The following is a 16,830-nucleotide window of genomic DNA, read 5'->3' as shown; positions in this document are numbered from 1 at the left end:
TATTCAAATGCAGCGCAAGTTATGCCCGGTGGAAACGATCTACGTGGCGCAACGCAGCCGCGCCGTGCTCTCCTGCACGGTCCGGGGCGACATCGACGAGAAGCTGCTCGCCGCCGCCTTCGCGGCCAAGGTCGCCGAGCATCCCTCGCTGCGCTGCCGGATCGCCGTCGAGGACGGGGCGGCCGTGCTGGAGCCGCTGGCCGAGGCCGAGGTGCCGGCGCTGCTGGTGCGGGACGGTGGGCCCGACGCCTTCATCGAAGAGTTCAGCATCCCGCTGCCCGTGGGCGGTCCGCTGGTCCGCGCGGTACTGCTGCGGGGCGAGAGCGAGCACACCGTGATGCTCAGCGTGGACCACACCGTCACCGACGGCCACAGCGGCATCGCCCTGCAGAACGCACTGTGGGAGACGTATACGGCACTCGCCGAGGGAACGTCCGTCGAGGCGGCGGCCGAATGGCCGAGCCCCGTCTCCGAGCTCCTTCCGCCCGCCTCCGAGCAGGAGACCGAGGACTACCTCGCGCGCCGCATCGAGCGGGCCCGGCAGCACCCCGTGACCTGTCTGCCGTACGACGCGGCGGGCACGGAGCCCGAATCGCCCGAACTGGCCGTCCAGCGCGTCCTGTTGGGACCGGGGGAGACCAACCGTCTGCTGCGCTCCGCCAAGGCCGAGGGCGTGTCGGTGCACGGGTTCGTGGGCGCCGCGATGCTCAAGGCGGTGCGCCACCGGCTCGACGGCGACCCCGGCCCGCGCTCGCTCGGCTGTATGTCACCGGTGGATCTGCGCTCCCGCCTCACCCCGCCGCTGGCCCGGGAAGTGATGGTCCCCGCGGTCACGTCCTGCCTGGACGTGCTGGAGGTGAGCCACGACACCGATCCGCTGGCCCTGGCCCGGCAGATCACCGACAACCTGCACACCGCCCTCGACCGGGGCGAGTACCTGCACGAGATGCGGCTCCTTCCCCGGGTGCCCGAACATCCCGCGCTGCTGGCCACCAGCGTCATCGTCACCAACATGGGCCGCGTCGCGGGCCCGGTGACCCCGCCCGGGCTTGAGGTCGTCGACGTACGGCTGGTCCCGGCGCGCGAGAACTACTTCCCGCAGGCGGGACGCGGTCCGCTGATGAGCTGCGTCACCACCTTCGACGGCCGCATCGCCATCGAACTCCCGTACAGCACCGCATGTTTCACCCACCGTCAGATGAGCGAGATCCGCGACAGTCTGCACGCCACGCTGCTCGGTTTCTCCGCACATCGCGGCGACGCCGAGGGCGCGGTGGCGGTCCCGGCGTGAGTGCGTCCAAGGACGCCCCTCCCACGCGGTACGCACCATCCACGCACCCTGTATCAGCAGGCTGAGTCCAGGAGTAGTCCTGCGGTGATAACGACGAACGATTCGCGGGTCCCTGTCACCACCGCCCTGCTGCCCCGCGCGCAGGCCGGGGACGACCGGGCCATGAACGAGATCCTTCTGCACATCGCGCCCTTCGTCGGCCGGCTGTGTCTGCCGATCGCCCGGGGCCACAGTTCGGACGCCGCGCAGGAGGCGCTGCTCGCCATCTTCCGGGGCATCGGGGGGCTGCGCGAGCCCGAGGCCTTCTACGGATGGGTGCGCGCGGTGACCGTACGGGAGGCGGTCCGCACCTCGAAGCGGCTGAACCAGGGACCCACCGACGATCTGACCGACCGGGCCCTGGACGGCAACCCCCTGGACACCGTGCACATCAGCGACGCCATGGACCGGCTGCCAGACCAGCACCGCCAGGTGCTCATGCTGCGGGCCGTGTACGGGATGAACGAGGAGGAGATGGCCGCGACCCTGGCGCTGCCGGTCGGTACCGTCCGCTCCCGGCTGCACCGGGCCCGCCGCAACTTCCAGGACGCCTGGCACCAGCAGGCGTCCTGACCCGACGGCTGCCGGTCACGCGGGAACGGGCCGCGCGGAGGCTCCCGCCGCCAGCGCCACGGCGACGAGCAGCAGCACGGCCGGCGCCAGCGCGGCGGCCGTGCCGTGGGAGCGCTGAAGGAGACCCCCGGCCAGGGCGCCGCCGAACATCGCGGCGACCGACAGAAGTCGGCGCACCCCGGCCGGCCCCGGCGGGTCGGCGGCCAGACCGGTCAGCGTCATGGTGAGCACCGTGGTGGTGAGGTCGGGCACCGCGAGCCTGCGCACCACCGCGTTCTGCATCCCCATACCGAGGGCGAGCAGCACGATCAGTACGTACGTCACGTGCGCCGCCAGCGCCGTCACCAGGGCCGCCGCCACCAGCACCGCGTGCGCCGCGACCAGCAGGGCGAACAGCCGGACCGGCTCGGCGATCCGTGGCGCCAGGCGCCCGCCCACCAGCGCGCCGGTCAGGAAGGCGACGCCGGCGAGGGTGGAGGCGACGGCGGACAGTCCGGTCCCACCCGCCAGCGCGAACCCCAGGAAGACCACGTTGCCCGTCATGTTGGCGACGAATACATGATGGAGCCCGAGATAACTGACGGCGTCGACAAGCCCGGTGACCAAGGTGAGCACGACGAGCAGCGGCGGCAGCACACCGTGGTGTCCCGGGGTGCCGGGAAACATCCGGGCGGCGCCCCGGCCGAGCAGGGTGTCCACGTTCATCCTCCTGCCCTTCATCCGACCGGGCGCCGGTCGACCGGGGTGACCGGGGTGCGGATGGCCACGGACGTGCGGCGCGGACCCGACCAGGGCGCGGGCACCGCGTCGATGTCCCGCGCCAGCCAGTACGCCAGTTGCTCGTAGTTGACCCGCCAGCCACGGAAGTGCCGCCAGGCCTCCTGGGGTGTGCGCTCCATCGGATACCCCTGGTCTTCCATGCGCGCCACACCGTGCAGGAAGTCCTCGTAGGTGAGCTGGACGGGGTCGTCCGGATGCGGGTCGCGGTCGTACGGGATGCCGCGCATATCGGCGATGTCGCGCAGGCACACGAACCCGGCCCGCAGGGCCATCCGTACCTCGGGCTGCGGTTGCGAGGGGTTGAAGGCGAGGCGCAGCGCCGCCGCGTCCATCACCGACAGCAGGGCGATCAGCCAGTTGCGGCTCGCCTTGGGGGAGCGGAAGTGCAGCAGCACCGGGTAGGTGGTGTGGCTCTCGCTCACCTCGGCGCTCCACCGCTCCCAGTTGCGGAACAGCTCGGTGACGCTGTGCAGCATCTCGACCTGCGCGTAACGGGCCAGGATCTCCGGGCCCCACGGCGGGCTGCCCGCGCGGGCCTGAAGGAGCGTCACCTCGGTCTCGCGGCGCTGGTAGGCACCGTACAGGGTGGGCAGATACCCCACCTGGAGGCCGATCACGACGGGGCCGGTCGCGGCGGCGCAGAAGTCGATGACGTTGAGCGACACGCGGGTGCCGCTGGCGAAGCCGAGGGTGAAGAGCGAGGAGCCGGACTCGACCATCGCGTCCCTGACGGGGAGGTTGCTGACGGCCGCCTCAAGGAGTGCGTAGCCCACCATGAAGCACGCGAGCCAGCCCATCAGCGTCACGACGATGGACAGCGGCGCCACCGGGGCGAGTATGCGGTCCTTCGCCTCGGCGTCCGGCAGCCGGTCGGCGACCAGCTGGAACGGGCGGTGGACCAGGCGCTGGACGATGTGGGTGAAGCCCGAACGCGTCGGCCTCGGGATGACCAGCGTCCGCAGCACCGAGGAGAAGATCCCCAGGACGATGACGGCACCTGTGATGCCCTGTAGTACACGCACCGCAGCTCTGTTCCTTCCCGGGGATCCGTCGGGATCATTCAAGCGCACCGCCCGCCCGGGGGGCGGACACCGCGCGACAGCGCCGTAGCACGGGTGTTCAATGAAAGATATGCATGCCGCACCGCGCATGCGACCGAGCCGGAGCCGTGCGCTCACCGTCTTCGCCCTGGCGGCCCTGCTGGCCGGGGCGAGCGGAACGGGCGCGGGCGCCGCGGGCCCCTCCCCGTCCGGCCCGCCGCCACCGGCTCCCCAGCTCACCGACGACCAGGTGAACAAGGCCGTCGACCAGCTCGACTCGGTCGTATCAGCCATCATGAAACGCACGGGAGTCCCGGGCGTCGCCGTGGGCGTCGTCCACAAGGACCGGGTGGTGTACCTGAAGGGCTTCGGGGACCGGCACGTCGGAGAAAAGGGCAAGATCGACCCCGACACCGTCTTCGAGATCGCCTCGGTGTCGAAGCCCGTCGCCTCCACCGTGGTCGCGGGTGCGGTGGGCGCGGGCAAGGACAGCAAGCTCACCTGGGACACCCCGGTCGCCGGACAGTTGCCCGGCTTCGCGCTCAAGGACCCATGGGTGAGTTCGCACGTCACCGTCGCGGACCTGTTCGCGCACCGCAGCGGTCTGCCGGACCACGCGGGCGATCTGCTTGAGGACCTGGGTTACGACCGCGCGTACATCCTGGACCATCTGCGGTACGAGCCGCTGACGCCGTTCCGCGCGAGTTACGCGTACACCAACTTCGGTCTCACGGCGGCCGCGGAGGCCGTCGCCCGGGCCAAGGGTGTCAGCTGGGAGAAGCTGAGCGAGGACACGCTGTACAAGCCCGCCGGTATGAACTCCACCAGCTCGCGCTTCGCCGACTTCGAGAAGGCCAAGAACAAGGCCGTCACGCACGTCAAGAACGCCGACGGCACCTGGAGCGCCCGGTTCGTCCGTGACGCCGACGCCCAGTCACCGGCGGGCGGCGTCAGCTCCACGGCCAAGGACATGTCCCGCTGGCTGCGCCTCCAACTGGCCAACGGCAAGCTCGACGGACACCAGATCATCGACCCGGCCGGGCTCGCCCCGACGCACCTTCCGCAGGTCGTGTCGCAGCCCCCGGCCGCACCCACCGACCGCACCGGTTTCTACGGCCTCGGCTGGAACGTCTCCTACGACGAGAACGGCCGGCTGCGCCTGAGCCACTCGGGCGGCTTCGCGCTCGGTGCCGCGACCAATGTGACCATGCTCCCCGCCGAACAGCTCGGCATCGTGGTGCTCACCAACGGCGCGCCCATCGGTGTGCCGGAGACCGTGGCGCAGGACTTCTTCGACACCGCGCAGTTCGGCAAGCCGACACGGGACTGGCTGCCTCTCATCGGCGGAGCGCTGGAAAAGCAGCTCAACCAGGGCGCCTCCAGCACTGATTACGCGCATCCGCCGGCCGACGTGAAGCCCGCCCGGGCCACCAGCGCGTACACCGGCACGTATGACAACGCGTACTACGGCCGCCTCACCGTCACCGAGTCGGCCACGGGCCTGGTCGCCGAACTCGGGCCCCGGCACATGCGGTTCCCGCTGACCCACTACAGCGGTGACGTCTTCAGCTTCAAGACGACCGGCGAGAACGCGGTCGGCCTCACCGGGGTCACGTTCAAGGACAACACGGTCACGGTGGAATACCTCGACCACACCGGCCTGGGCACCTTCACCAGGTCTGGTGGTTAGGACCCGGGGTTCGTACGCGCCTCGACCAACCCCGACTCGTACGCCGCTATCACCGCCTGGGCGCGGTCGCGGACATCGAGCTTGCCGAAGATGCTGGTGATGTAGTTCTTGACGGTGGAGACGCTGAGCTCCATCTCGCGGGCGATCTCGGCGTTGTCGAGCCCGGTGGCGATCAGGCTCCACACTTCCAGCTCACGGGGTGTGAGGTCGCCGGGGCTCGCGACGGGCGTCGGCCGGGGAGCGCGGGGCGCTCTGACGTAGGTGGAGATGAGCCGGGTGAGCAGGCGCGGCGCGACGGCCGCCTCGCCGGTGTGGACCGTACGGACCGCCGCGATCAGCTCCTCGGGGGAGATGTCCTTGGGCAGGAAGCCGTACGCGCCCGCGCGCAGGGCGGCGACGACGTACTCGTCCATGTCGAAGGTGCTCAGGGCCAGCACCCGGCACCCGGGCAGCGTCCGGGCCAGCTCCTCGGTCGCCTTGACCCCGTCCAGGACCGGCATACGGATGTCCATCACGACGACGTCGGGGCGCAGCTGCTGGGCCAGGGCGACGGCCTGTTCACCGTTCTCGGCCTCCGCGACGACCTCGAACGACGGGTCGGGGCCGAGGATCAGGGCAAGACCGCGCCGCACCAGCGGCTGGTCGTCCGCGATGAGCACGGTGATCCGCTGCGAAGTGGCGGGATCGGTGGGGGCGTGGGAGGTGGTCATCGCAGTAGCTCCTCGGCCTGGTCGGCCTCACTCGTGCTCGGTGTCAGCGGCAGGCCCGCCGCCACCCTGAACCCGCCGCCGTCGAGGGCGCCGGTCTCCAGCGTGCCGCCGTGCAGGGCGACGCGTTCGCGCATGCCGATCAGACCGTATCCCGTCCGTCCGGGATCCTTCCTGCCCCGGCCCCCGGCCGCCACCGCGGCCTGCGGCGCGCCCGTCCCGTCGTTGTGTATCTCGACGACGATCATGTTCTGACGGTATGTCAGCTCGACTTGGACCCGGGCTCCTTCGGCGTGCTTACGGGCGTTGGTCAGGGCTTCCTGGACGATACGGAACACGGTGAGGCCGACGCTCGGCGGCAGCGGGCGCTCCTGGCCGTGGACGGTGAACTCGGTGGGCAGACCCGCCAGTCGGGACTCGGCGACGATACGGCCGAGGTCCGCGGTCCCGGGCTGCGGCGGTGACAGGGCGTCCTCCGGCTCGTCGTCGGCGCGCAGCACATCTAGGAGCTGGCGCATCTCGCGCAGGGCCATACGGCCGGACTCCTCCAGGGTGACCAGGGCGTCGCGGACGACGTCGGTGTCATGGGCGAGGTTGGCCCGGGCGCCGCCCGCCATCAGCTGCATCGTGGTGATGTGGTGGGAGACGATGTCGTGCAGCTCCCGTGCGATACGGCGGCGTTCGTCGGCCACCGCGCGATCGGCCAGCAGTCTGCGCTGTGTCTCGACGTTCTCGTGCCAGCGGTTCACCGCGGTCGCGGTGGCGACGACCAGGGCGGCCGCGAGCATGTTGCCCAGGACTTCCCAGGGCGTCGGGACCGGCTTGTCCGGCTGGCCCAGGAGCGGCACGACCGCGGCCGTGAGAGCCGTCGGCACGATCACCTTCCGGGCGTGGGCCCGGGCGACCGCGTACAGGGCGACGACCAGTGCCGACCTGAACCCGCTGTGGTGCGGCACGGACGTGGACAGGTTCAGCGCCACCGCGAGGGCCAGGACAGCGGCGAGGGTGAGCACCGGGCGGCGGTTGCGGGCGAGCAGACAGAGCGCTGAGGCCACGATGAGCGCGCATCCGACGACCGTGACGCTCTCGCCGTCGCTCTGGCCGGAGAGCGAGTACCCCACCAGGTCCACGGCGGCGGCCCCGATCGTCACGAGCGCGTCGTCGCGGGTCCACGGTGTGTCGGTGGGCACGGCGGGTGGCGCGAGGTCGTGGCGCGTCTGCATGTCGGTCCTCCTCGGCAGTCGGCCCTCCGGGCCCTTGCCGGTGCGTCACGACTGTTGTCCGTGATCCATTCTGACAGCGGCCGGTGCCCGGGCCACGGGCCCTGGAGCCGAGCTCCGACCAGGACCCTGGTCCTGGTCGCGGCCCGACTCGGGACTCCGGTCCCGGCGCTCTTCTCGTTCTGCGCCCCGACGAAAAGCGGCACTTCGGCGTGATGGTCTAAAGAACGGCCGGGAATCCCCGGTGAACGCACCATTGCCGGAGGACTACGTGATACGCGCCCTGACCGGATTCTCCACCAGGAATCCGTGGAAGGTAATCGCCGCCTGGACGGTGGTGGGTGTCTTTCTGACCATGCTGGGCCAGGCATTGGTCTACCGCGCCTCCCAGACCCAGGCGGGGGATTTCCTGCCGGACAAGTACGACTCGGCCGCCGCGCTGAAAGTCGCCGAGGACAAATTCGGGATCAAACCCGATGCCAACGCGGTGACCCTGCTGGTGGCCCGGTCGGACGGCAAGGTGCTCACCGCCTCGGACCAGCGGAAGATCGGCGCGGAAGCCGAGCGGTTGGGCCGTCGCGAGGTCACGATGCCCAAGTCCAAGGACGACGTCGGATTTCTGACGCAGGACCATTCCCAGACACCCAAGGTCGGCCCGGCCATGGTGGCACCCGACAAGAGCTTCGAACTCCTCACGGTCGAACTGAAGGGAAATCGCACGGACCCCGGAGTCCAGAGCGTCTACCGCACCTTCCGCGACCAAGCCCGGGCCGCTTTTGCCGACCAGGGAATGCGTACGGGATTCACCGGCGGAATGGCCGACGAGACCGATACCGCGGATGCGGAGAAGACCAACGCGAAGGTCGCGGGAATCCTCACCGTGGGGCTGATCGTGCTCCTCAACGTACTGGTGTTCCGCAGTCTTCTCGCGGCGCTGCTGCCGCTGCTCGCGGTGGTGATCGTCGGCGGCGCGGCGCAGGGTGCGGTGGTCGGCGTCGCCATGCTCACCGACATCAAGATCGACTCGTCGACTCCCCAGCTGATCCAGGTGGTTCTGCTCGGCATCGGGATCGACTACTTCCTGTTCCTCCTCTTCCGCTTCCGCGAGCAACTGCGCGGGCGCCCCGAACTGCCGCACCGCCTCGTCGCCGCCGAGGTCAGCGGCCGGGTCGGCACGGCGGTCACCTCGGCGGCGCTCACCATCGTCGCCGCCTTCGCCACCCTCGGGGTCGCGACCTTCGGGCAGTTCCGCGTGCTCGGCCCGGCGATCGCCCTCTCGGTCCTCGTGATGCTGCTGGCCAGCCTCACGCTCATGCCGGCCCTGCTCGCGGTCACCGGCCGCAAGATGTTCTGGCCGTCGCGCGCCCTCAAGCGCACCCCACGCGAAGGCACGGCGGGCCGGATCAGCGCTCTCGTCACACGACGCCCGCTGACCCTGATCGTGGCCTCGGTCGCCCTGCTCGCGGCACTGGGCGCCGGTCTCGCCGGGATACGGATGGACTACGGCAGCGAAAGCGGGCGCGACACCCCCGCCTCGGCCACCGCCGCCGAGATCTCCCGCGCACTGCCCGCCGGAGTGTCGGACCCGACGACCGTGTACATCACCGCGAAGGACGGCGGCACGCTCACCACGAGCCGCCTCGACGGGCTCTCCCGGTCGCTCGCCGGGGTCGAGGGCGTGGGCAAGGTCGCGCGGACCGCCCTGAGCGAGGACCACCGGGCGGCCAGGATCGATCTGTACCTGAGCGCGGATCCCCAGACCCAGAAGGCCCGCGACCTGGTCTCCGGGCCGGTGCGTGCCGCCGTCGCCGGGCACACACCCGACGGGACCGAGGCCCATGTCGGCGGTACGGCGGCGATCTTCGCCGACATCGCGACCGCCGTCGACCACGACTTGAAGATCGTGTTCCCGGTCGCGGCCGTACTCATCGCCCTGATCCTGCTCGTCCTGCTGCGCAGCCTGCTCGCGCCGATGATCCTGATGGTCTCCGTCGGCCTGGGCTTCGCGGCCACGCTCGGTGCCTCCGCCCTGGTGTTCCAGCACATGCTGGACAAGCCGGGCGTCAACTTCACCCTGCCGCTGGTGCTGTTCCTGTTCGTCGTCGCCCTCGGCACCGACTACAACATCCTGATCAGCGACCGCATCCGGGAGGAGATGGAACAGCCGGGACCGGCCCGCGCGGCCGTCGCCCGGGCCGTACGCCACACCGCACCGGCCATCGCGACGGCGGGCCTGGTCCTCGCGGGCTCGTTCGGCAGCCTCGCGGTCACCCCGGCCCCCTCCACCCAGCAGATCGGCTTCGCGACGGCGCTGGGCATCCTGCTCTCCGCGTTCGTCCTGTCGATCGTGCTGGTGCCCGCGCTGGCCGCGATCCTGGGCCGGAGTATCTGGTGGCCGATCCGCCCGGGACGCGGCCAGCGCCGCCACACGCCGCAGCATCGGGCGTACGACCAGGAGTGGGACCGCGCGACCAGTAGCCCGGGTAGGTGAAAAGGCGCCCCGCTCGTCCGTCGACGAGCGGGGCGCCCTTTGTTTGTGTCAGTAGCTCAAACCGCCTGGAGCGACTGCCGCTTGTGCGTGTTCGCCAGGTAACCGATGAGCAGGGCGATCGGCACGCAGAGCGCCAGGGTGACCGGGCCGGTGCCCCAGCCGAGGCCGTGGCGGGTGGTGGGGACGCCCATCCAGTCGGCGAACGACGCACCGAGCGGGCGGGTCAGGACGTACGCCCACCAGAACGCGGCCACCGCGTTGAGCCCGAGGAAGCGTCCGGCGAGCGCCGGTACCGCGATGAGGGCGGCGAACAGGACACCGGACGGGAAGTAGCCGAGGTCCAGCGTGCCGGCCGTGAGGTCGCCCACCGCCGTGCCGAGCGCGAACGTGGTCAGGACGGTCGCCCAGTAGAACGTCTCGCGGCGCGGCGTGCGGATGCTGTGGATGGACAGCGTGCCCTCGCTGGCGTACCAGGCGATCAGGACGGCGGCCAGCGCGAGCGAGAAGGCCACCGCCGACACCACGTACGGGACATGGGCCACGACGTGGATGACATCGGCGGCCATGGTGCCGAACACGCTGACCATCACGATCGCCGACCAGTACGTCCAGGGCCGGTAGCGCACCGCGCGGAACTGCAGGGTGAGCAGGGCCACAAGCCCGGCGAGGCCCAGGGTGCCCGCGGGTATGGGGCCGAGGGTGCGGCCCAGGTAGTCGGACGCGGTCTCGCCCACGCCCGTGGTGAGCACCTTCACCACCCAGAACAGGGCGGTGACCTCCGGAACCTTGCTCAGGGCCGGGCCCGCGCCCCGGCGGGGCACCGTGCCCCGGTGCCGTCCTTCTCCTACCGGCCTGGTCGCCGCGCCGCCCGGCTGTGCCATGCTCGTTCCCGCCCTTCCGGCGCCGCTGCGCCGCAGTCCGCAACTGTCCGCCGTCCGGGCATGGTTGAGCCGCCCGGTCCGGGCAGGCGCGACCGACCGGGCCAACGTCTACATGACTGTAGACGATCCAGCTGTGAGCGATGCGGCGGCGGGGGTTCAGGGGGGTGCGGGGTGCGTGGCCCCGTGGGTCACTCGCCGGCGTAGAGCAGATCCATGTTCCGCTCGGCCCAGTTCCGCATCTGCGCCAGCGGCTCGGCGGCGCTGTGGCCGAGCTCGGTGAGGGCGTACTCGACGTGCGGCGGGACAGCGGGGTAGACCGTGCGGGACACGAGCCCGGCCTCTTCGAGACGCCGCAGCGTCTGCGTGAGCACCTTGGGGCTGATGCCCTCCAGGAACCGCTGGAGCACTCCGAAGCGCACCGGGCCGTCCTCCATGGCGCCGATCGCGAGGGCGCTCCACTTGTTGGCCAGCAGATCGAGCACGTTCCGGCACGGACACAAGGCCGCGTAGACGTCGTGCTTGTCGTGGCTGCCGGTGTCGCAGGTCCTGCCCATACGGGAACGTCCTCGGAGTCGAAGTGGGGGTAGCGGCGGCCCTCTGAGCTGTGATGCTACCCAAAAGATAGTAGGTGCCCTTGCAGGTTACTACTACCCCGAACGTAGCTTTGCGGCACAGATCACGGCGGGGTCCAGCGCCCGCCAGGAACCATCGAGGAGTCACCCGTGTCCGCCGTCACACCCGCCACGCCCACCATGCGCGCCATCACCCAGCAGACCTTCGGCGGCCCCGAGGTCCTGCACCTCACGGAGGTGCCGCGCCCCGCGCCGTTGCCGACCGAGGTGCTCGTCCGCGTCGTGTCCGCCGGGGTCAACCCGGTCGACGTGAAGACACGCGGCGGCTCCGGTATGGCGGGCGTCCTCGGGGAGCCGCCGTTCGTCCTCGGGTGGGACGTCTCCGGGGTCGTCGAGGAGGTCGGTTTCGGTGTGCACACCCTCGCCGTCGGCGACGAGGTGTACGGGATGCCGTGGTTCCCCCGCGCGGCCGGAGGCTACGCCGAGTACGTCACGGCCCCGGCCCGCCAGTTCGCCCGCAAGCCCGCCGCGCTGAGCCACGACGAGGCCGCCGCCGTCCCGCTCGCGGCCCTCACCGCCTGGCAGATCCTGGTGGACACCGCCGACGTGCGCCCCGGCGACCGCGTCCTCGTACACGCGGCGGCGGGCGGTGTCGGACACTTCGCCGTGCAGATCGCCAAGCACCTCGGCGCGTACGTCATCGCCACCGCGAGCGCCGCGAAGCACGCGTGGCTGCGGGAGCTGGGAGCGGACGAGGTCGTCGACTACACCGCCACCCGGTTCGAGAAGGAGCTCTCCGACGTCGACGTCGTGGTCGACCTCGTCGGCGACGAGATCGACGCCACCAGCACGCGCTCGCTCGCGGTGCTGCGCCCGGGCGGCCTGCTGGTCGCGGTCCCGTCCGGGGTGTCGGACGACCTCGCCGAGCAGGCGGCCGCGGCGGGCGTACGGGCCCGGCCCTACCTGGTGGAGCCGGACGGCACCGCCCTCACCACGCTCGCCGGACTCATCGACGCCGGTGCGATCAAGGTCGAGGTGGCCGACGTGCTCCCGCTGGAGCAGGTCGCCGAGGCGCACGTCCGGGTGGCCGGGGGCCGCACCAAGGGGAAGATCGTCCTGCGCGTGGCCGAGTAATGCCACAAGTAATCCCACAGACGACTCTCTGATGAGTCGTCAGCACTCGTACCCCATACGCCTCGCAGACCGTCGCCGAGCGCCGGACGGTTCTTGGCCAACGTGTCGAGCCTGCCGTTCAGCGGCCGCGAGTCTCGCTACGCTGCCGGTCCGGGAGTGGTCCCAGGAGACGAGGCGCTATGGGGTGGCCCCTGCGGTGGGTGCGTGGTGCGGTGACCGGTGTCGCCGCGGCGGGGATGGTGGTCGGTACGGGCGTGCTCGCGCCCGGGGCGGCGCACAGCGCCCCGGCCGTGGCGTACGGCCGTACGGTGGCGATCGGTCCCGGTGTCTCTTACCGGAGCTTCACCGTCACCGCGTCCCACGGCGCGACCCATGGCCGCTTGGTCGTGGTCGATCTGCGCAACCCCCGGGTCAGGGTGGACCTCCTGACCCCGGGTGCGGTGGCCGCGCGGGCCCGGGTGTCCGCCATGGCCGACGCGCGGGACGCGGTCGCTGCCCTCAACGGGGACTTCTTCGACATAAGCGAGGTCCAGCATCCCGGCGTCGAGGTCACCGGTGCCTCGGTGGGCCCCGCCATCGCCTCCGGCCGCGAGCTCAAGGCCGCCGTGCCCGACGGCCAGCGCTTCGGCCCCTCCCTGCCGCCCGGCACCAGCGCGCGGGACGTCCTCGGCATCAGCGCGGGGCGGGTCGCCTACCTGGACCGGCTCCGGCTCCAGGGAAGCGTCGAGACCGACCAGGGCGAGCTGCGCCTTGACGGGTTCAACCAGTACGCCGTGCCGGTGGGTGGAGTGGGCGCGTTCACCACGAAGTGGGGGGACGCCTCCCGGGCACGCGCCGCCTGCGGCACGGACAGTTCGCGGGGTGCGCCGTGCGCCAAGGACACGTACGAGGTGACCGTGCGGCGGGGGCAGGTCGTCAGGACGTCGACCACGCTGGGGCGGGGGCCGATCCCGGCCGACACATTTGTTCTGGTGGGACGTGAGAAGGGTGCGCGTGCGCTGCGCGCGCTGGGGCTCCACGCGCGCGTGGGCCTCGCCCACCAGCTGCGCGGCCGCAAAGGGCCGTTGACGTTCGCAGTGGGCGGTCTGCCGGTGCTGCGCGGGCGCAGCCCACTGGACGGGCTCGACGACCGTACGGCCGCCACACGCAGCGGCGCGGGCATCGGCGCACAGGGCAAGCGTCTCTATCTCCTCGCGCTGAACGGCGCGGCCGAGAACGATGCGGGCCTGACCCTCGCCGAACTCGCGCGCCTCATGCGGGACATCGGGGCCGAGGACGCGGTCAACCTGGACGGCGGTGGCTCGTCCACCCTGGCCACTCGCGTTCCGGGCGAGCGGCACGTCGTCGTACGCAATCGGCCGCCGGGAAGTTTCGAACGTTCCGTGGCCAATGGGATCGGTGTGTTCACCCGACCTTGACCGCCGCCGTGTGGTCGGGCGGTGCCGCTCGCGTGGGATCGAGGCTACGGGCGTTGAACGGTCGGTCGATGGCCGACGTAACAACGCGGTAGGGATCAGAGAGCAGGGAGGCTGCGGATCCAACGGCAGTTGATCCGAAGCCTCCCTGATCCGGTCGATCTCGATCACTTGTCACCGAGAAGGGAATCTTCTTGTGAACTGGCGAGAGCGTGCGGCCTGCCGCACAGCGGATCCGGAGTTGTTCTTCCCCACGTACAGCAGGCGGCTCGCGGAGCAGCAGTTGGCGGACGCCAAGGCGGTCTGCCGGCAGTGTCCGGTCAAGCGCGCCTGCCTGCACTGGGCGTTGACGAACGGCGAGAAGCGCGGGGTGTGGGGCGGTCTCAGCGAGTACGAACTGCGCAGCCTGCGAAGGCGGATGGGCGGGGTGGAGGTGGCGTGAGGCGGCAGCCGTTCGGGAAGCCTTTTTGCAACGGCAATGAACACCACACCCATCGCATGCGTACCTAGAGGCGCACACCTTCCGTCGGTTTCGATCGGCGACGTAACTCATCCCAGGAGGCGGCGAGTTGACTCACAGGCGCATACCCAAGCGGCGGGCCGCGTTGGCGGGAGCCGGGGCCGCGGGCCTCATCGCGGCGGCCGTACTGATCCCGCACGCGAACGCGTCACAGGCCCAGGCCGAACCCCCGCCCGACGTCGGTGCCGCACCCGCGTCCGGCCAGGCGAACGCCGCGTCGGCGTCGGCGCTGGTCGACACTCTGGCCAAGCAGCTCGGCGACGCCTTCGCGGGGGCGTACTTCGACGCCGGCAAACAGCAGGTCGTCGTGAACGTGGCCGGCGGCGCCGATGACCAGGCGAACGCGCAGGTCAAGAAGGCCGGAGCGGTACCGCGTGCGGTCCGCAACAGCGCGGCCGACCTGCGGTCCGCCGCGCACACCCTCGCCCGCACCGCGACCATCCCGGGGACCGCGTGGGCGGTGGACCCCCGGACCAACCGGATCGTCGTCTCGGCGGACCGGACGGTCAAGGGCGGGCAGCTGGCCCGGTTGGAGAAGGCCGTCAGATCGCTCGGCGGCGGTATGGCCCAAATCAAGAAATCCGCAGGTCAGTTCACCCCCTTCAGTGCGGGCGGTGACGCCATATTCGGTGGTGGGGCGCGTTGTTCGCTCGGCTTCAACGTCAAGACGCAGGATGGCAGCCCCGGATTCCTGACCGCGGGCCACTGCGGTGTCGCAGCCAAGCAGTGGTCGCTGAGCGCGAACGGCGCACCCGCCGCGACCGTCCAGAAGGCCACCTTCCCCGGCAACGCCGACTTCTCCCTGCTCACTTACGACAACCCGGCCACGAACGCACCCAGTACGGTCAACACGGGTGGCGGACGCGCGGTGCAGATAAACCGCGCCGCCGACGCCTCGGTGGGACAGCGCGTCCTGCGCATGGGCAGCACCACCGGGCTCCACGACGGTACGGTCACCGGTCTGAACGCCACGGTCAACTACCCCGAAGGCACGGTCACCGGGCTCATACAGACCAACGTCTGCGCCGAGCCGGGCGACAGCGGCGGCAGCCTGTTCACCGCCGACGGGAGCGCGGTCGGCCTGACGTCCGGCGGCAGCGGCGACTGCAAGGCAGGAGGTGAGACGTTCTTCCAGCCGGTCACCGCCGCGCTGGCCGCCACGGGAGCCACGATCGGCGGGGACGGCGCGGGCGGTGGAGGCGGGGGCGCGGGTAACGGAGGCGGGCAAGGCTCGGGTGGCGGCGGCAGGGGAGGCGCGGGCGATGGCTCGGCCGCGCCGCCTGCGGCACCGGCGCCGCCCAACGGTGGTGGTGGGCGGGGGTGAATCCGTCACCGGCGGGCGGGGTGAGGGCAGTTGCGGTCGCCCCGCCCACCGGTCGCGGTGTGTGGTGTCACGCCTCCACGGGAGCGGCCGTGGCGGTGGTGTCCGCCTTGGCGTCGGGGGCAGGTGCCTGAGCCTTCTCGGTGACGGCGTCGTGCTGGGGCGCGGTGTAGAACACCGAACCCTGCTTGCGCTCCCGCTCCAGTTCGCCCTTGGCGACAAGCGCTTCCAGGGTGTTGCGCACGACCTGGGAGCTGGTCGTGCGGTCCGGGTGGGCCGTGGCCAGTTCGCCGACGATGTCCGCGACGGTACGGGGCTCCTTGTGGTCCGCGAAGAGACCGAGGACCAGCTCGCGCAGGGTGGGTCCACCGCTCTCCACACCGGAACGCGCCGAGTCCTTGGCGGGCGCGGCCGTCTTCTTGACGCTCTTGGCGGCCTTGGTGGCGACGGTCTTGGCCGTCTTGCGCGCCTTGGTGTCCGCCTTCTGCGCCCGCGGCTTGGGCACGGTGGCCTGGGCAGGGGCGGGTGCGGCGGCGGATGCCGATGCGGGGGTGGTGTCGGGGGCGGGGGCGGGGGTGGGCGCGGTGGGCGCCTTCGCCGAGGTCTTCGCCGTCTTCGCGGGGCTCTTCGGCGCGGCCTGCGCCGCCGTCTTCACCGGGCCGCGCTTACGAGGTGTCGCCGTCGCGGGGGCGAGGGTGGTGTCGGTGAGGGTGTTCCGCATGGTCTGCAGCAGACCGTGGTCCCGCTCCAGGTCCTGGAGTTGGGTCTGGAGTGTGTCGAGTTCCTCGCGGATGCGTGCCTGGTCCTGCTGGTTGGCGTCCAGGTCGGCGGCAACACGTGCCGCGTACTGGTCCTTGAGAGTGGTGGTGTCCGGCTCGTCCGCCATGAGAGTTCGCTTTCTTCGTGCTGGATGTTGCCGCCGGATGCTACCCATCTCTACGGCAACAGCACAGGTGAGTGCGCATAAGTTTCACACGTTGGCGAGTCGACGTACCCCCGCCAACCCCCCGACGGTACAACGCCGATCGCTGATCCCGGTATGTGCGGGACGGTTTGTTGCGTACGAGGGTGTGGTGTGAACTCCGTTGAGTATGAGGGCAGTTGGCGGTGTGATCGCTCGTTGCACGCCCTTCCGTGTCGGTGTCTCGGCGTACTT

The 16,830-nt window shown here is 70.9% G+C and carries 15 protein-coding genes; 8 read left to right on the top strand and 7 right to left on the bottom strand.

Going from position 1 to position 16,830, the window contains the following annotated elements; all coding sequences use genetic code 11:
• The first annotated feature begins 7 nt into the window (after positions 1 to 7).
• Positions 8 to 1,291 carry a phthiocerol/phthiodiolone dimycocerosyl transferase family protein gene (locus BG418_RS32365; protein WP_223185778.1) on the top strand — a complete coding sequence of 428 codons (1,284 nt, stop codon included), beginning with the start codon at positions 8 to 10 and terminating at the stop codon, positions 1,289 to 1,291.
• An 84-nt stretch (positions 1,292 to 1,375) separates the two neighbouring features.
• Positions 1,376 to 1,903 carry an RNA polymerase sigma factor gene (locus BG418_RS32360; protein ID WP_399001148.1) on the top strand — a complete coding sequence of 176 codons (528 nt, stop codon included), beginning with the start codon at positions 1,376 to 1,378 and terminating at the stop codon, positions 1,901 to 1,903.
• A gap of 15 nt (positions 1,904 to 1,918) precedes the next feature.
• On the opposite strand, the gene BG418_RS32355 is transcribed toward BG418_RS32360, so the two are convergent.
• Positions 1,919 to 2,608, bottom strand: a complete 690-nt coding sequence (locus BG418_RS32355) for a YoaK family protein (protein WP_399001145.1) — start codon at positions 2,606 to 2,608, stop codon at positions 1,919 to 1,921.
• Between the two features lie 11 nt (positions 2,609 to 2,619).
• Positions 2,620 to 3,705 (bottom strand): hypothetical protein, encoded by a 1,086-nt coding sequence (locus BG418_RS32350; RefSeq protein ID WP_188277606.1) that lies wholly within the window; start codon positions 3,703 to 3,705, stop codon positions 2,620 to 2,622.
• A 127-nt stretch (positions 3,706 to 3,832) separates the two neighbouring features.
• Between BG418_RS32350 and BG418_RS32345 the strand changes: the two genes are divergently transcribed.
• Entirely contained in the window at positions 3,833 to 5,413 is a 1,581-nt protein-coding gene (locus BG418_RS32345; protein ID WP_223185776.1) for a serine hydrolase, read from the top strand.
• Here the strand turns inward: BG418_RS32345 and BG418_RS32340 are convergent.
• The gene (locus BG418_RS32340) at positions 5,410 to 6,123 is read right to left on the bottom strand and encodes a response regulator transcription factor (RefSeq protein WP_188277604.1); all 714 of its coding nucleotides are present in this window, start codon (positions 6,121 to 6,123) and stop codon (positions 5,410 to 5,412) included. The genes BG418_RS32345 and BG418_RS32340 overlap by 4 nt on opposite strands.
• A complete protein-coding gene (locus tag BG418_RS32335; RefSeq protein ID WP_188277603.1) occupies positions 6,120 to 7,343 on the bottom strand; it encodes a sensor histidine kinase in 1,224 nt (407 codons plus the stop codon). The genes BG418_RS32340 and BG418_RS32335 overlap by 4 nt, the downstream gene beginning before the upstream one ends.
• Before the next feature lie 241 nt (positions 7,344 to 7,584).
• On the opposite strand from BG418_RS32335, the gene BG418_RS32330 reads away from it, so the two are divergent.
• Positions 7,585 to 9,831 (top strand): MMPL family transporter, encoded by a 2,247-nt coding sequence (locus BG418_RS32330; RefSeq protein WP_317453836.1) that lies wholly within the window; start codon positions 7,585 to 7,587, stop codon positions 9,829 to 9,831.
• A gap of 56 nt (positions 9,832 to 9,887) precedes the next feature.
• On the opposite strand, the gene BG418_RS32325 is transcribed toward BG418_RS32330, so the two are convergent.
• Both BG418_RS32325 and BG418_RS32320 read right to left on the bottom strand, forming a co-directional pair.
• Positions 9,888 to 10,712 (bottom strand): hypothetical protein, encoded by an 825-nt coding sequence (locus BG418_RS32325; protein ID WP_188277602.1) that lies wholly within the window; start codon positions 10,710 to 10,712, stop codon positions 9,888 to 9,890.
• Positions 10,713 to 10,900: 188 nt separating this feature from the next.
• On the bottom strand, positions 10,901 to 11,266 hold the full coding sequence (locus BG418_RS32320) for a helix-turn-helix domain-containing protein (RefSeq protein WP_188277601.1): 366 nt from the start codon (positions 11,264 to 11,266) through the stop codon (positions 10,901 to 10,903).
• A gap of 198 nt (positions 11,267 to 11,464) precedes the next feature.
• Here BG418_RS32320 and BG418_RS32315 point away from each other — a divergent pair, with 198 nt between their 5' ends.
• The 4 genes from BG418_RS32315 to BG418_RS32300 all read left to right on the top strand — a co-directional run bounded on the left by BG418_RS32315 (position 11,465) and on the right by BG418_RS32300 (position 15,677).
• Entirely contained in the window at positions 11,465 to 12,418 is a 954-nt protein-coding gene (locus BG418_RS32315; RefSeq protein WP_188277730.1) for an NADP-dependent oxidoreductase, read from the top strand.
• A gap of 179 nt (positions 12,419 to 12,597) precedes the next feature.
• Positions 12,598 to 13,836 (top strand): phosphodiester glycosidase family protein, encoded by a 1,239-nt coding sequence (locus tag BG418_RS32310; protein ID WP_188277600.1) that lies wholly within the window; start codon positions 12,598 to 12,600, stop codon positions 13,834 to 13,836.
• Positions 13,837 to 14,029: 193 nt separating this feature from the next.
• Entirely contained in the window at positions 14,030 to 14,275 is a 246-nt protein-coding gene (locus tag BG418_RS32305) for a WhiB family transcriptional regulator (RefSeq protein ID WP_188277599.1), read from the top strand.
• A 127-nt stretch (positions 14,276 to 14,402) separates the two neighbouring features.
• Positions 14,403 to 15,677 (top strand): S1 family peptidase, encoded by a 1,275-nt coding sequence (locus BG418_RS32300; protein WP_188277598.1) that lies wholly within the window; start codon positions 14,403 to 14,405, stop codon positions 15,675 to 15,677.
• Between the two features lie 67 nt (positions 15,678 to 15,744).
• Here BG418_RS32300 and BG418_RS32295 read toward each other — a convergent pair whose 3' ends face one another.
• Positions 15,745 to 16,560 (bottom strand): hypothetical protein, encoded by an 816-nt coding sequence (locus BG418_RS32295; RefSeq protein WP_188277597.1) that lies wholly within the window; start codon positions 16,558 to 16,560, stop codon positions 15,745 to 15,747.
• Positions 16,561 to 16,830: the final 270 nt, after the last annotated feature.

The organism is Streptomyces sp. CBMA152 (assembly GCF_014596475.1).
Lineage (GTDB): Bacteria > Actinomycetota > Actinomycetes > Streptomycetales > Streptomycetaceae > Streptomyces.
The sequence above is the reverse complement of the archived record's forward strand: the minus strand, read 5'-3'. Positions and strand labels throughout refer to the sequence as shown.

Excerpts from the sequence above, each read along its gene's own strand:
- BG418_RS32355 (WP_399001145.1), bottom strand. The coding sequence starts at position 2,608 with ATGAACGTGGACACCCTGCTCGGCCGGGGCGCCGCCCGGATGTTTCCC.
- BG418_RS32315 (WP_188277730.1), top strand. The coding sequence starts at position 11,465 with ATGCGCGCCATCACCCAGCAGACCTTCGGCGGCCCCGAGGTCCTGCAC.
- BG418_RS32320 (WP_188277601.1), bottom strand. The coding sequence starts at position 11,266 with ATGGGCAGGACCTGCGACACCGGCAGCCACGACAAGCACGACGTCTAC.
- BG418_RS32340 (WP_188277604.1), bottom strand. The coding sequence starts at position 6,123 with ATGACCACCTCCCACGCCCCCACCGATCCCGCCACTTCGCAGCGGATC.
- BG418_RS32295 (WP_188277597.1), bottom strand. The coding sequence starts at position 16,560 with ATGGCGGACGAGCCGGACACCACCACTCTCAAGGACCAGTACGCGGCA.
- BG418_RS32335 (WP_188277603.1), bottom strand. The coding sequence starts at position 7,343 with ATGCAGACGCGCCACGACCTCGCGCCACCCGCCGTGCCCACCGACACA.
- BG418_RS32310 (WP_188277600.1), top strand. The coding sequence starts at position 12,598 with ATGGGGTGGCCCCTGCGGTGGGTGCGTGGTGCGGTGACCGGTGTCGCC.
- BG418_RS32325 (WP_188277602.1), bottom strand. The coding sequence starts at position 10,712 with ATGGCACAGCCGGGCGGCGCGGCGACCAGGCCGGTAGGAGAAGGACGG.
- BG418_RS32365 (WP_223185778.1), top strand. The coding sequence starts at position 8 with ATGCAGCGCAAGTTATGCCCGGTGGAAACGATCTACGTGGCGCAACGC.
- BG418_RS32345 (WP_223185776.1), top strand. The coding sequence starts at position 3,833 with ATGCGACCGAGCCGGAGCCGTGCGCTCACCGTCTTCGCCCTGGCGGCC.